Raw genomic sequence first — 534 nt, forward strand, 5'->3', positions numbered from 1 at the left:
ATTCCAAAAACGTCTAACCCTGATCACTTACAAGGCAATTTAGATGCCATCAAAGTAGAGTTGAGTGCAGATGAATTAGAAAGAATCGGTAAGCTAGCCAGTTCTGATGGTCGTAAGATTGAGCATCCTGACTATAGCCCTATATGGGATGACTAATCATTAGCTAAATAGCTAAATGCAATGTATTCAAAAGGCCACCGATTATCGGTGGCCTTTTTATATGTCATCAATACTTATCATCATTACTGTTGCAGGGTTTCCGTTTCGTGAATTCTTTCAGCAGGATTATATTGTTCAGAAGAAGGTACTGCTACCCCATTACGATTGTTTTCTTTCATGGATTTAGCGACTTCCGGTGGCATATAGTTTTCATCATGCTTAGCCAATACTTCACCAGCGACAAAGGTATCCCCTTGCATCTTACCGGTGGCTACGACGCCTGAGTTTTCGGCAAATAAGTCTGGCAAAATACCTTGATAAGTCACAGGTACGGTTGATTGAAAGTCAGTAATCGCAAACTCAACATTCAATGGA

General features: G+C 40.4%; 1 protein-coding gene. It reads right to left on the reverse strand.

From position 1 onward, the window contains the following. Positions 1 to 242: 242 nt before the first annotated feature. Positions 243 to 534: cytochrome c maturation protein CcmE domain-containing protein (locus ACS8FC_RS20535; RefSeq protein WP_439298141.1), on the reverse strand; the 292-nt coding region annotated here is incomplete at its 5' end.

The sequence above is a fragment of the Psychrobacter sp. 1Y4 genome (assembly GCF_051847555.1).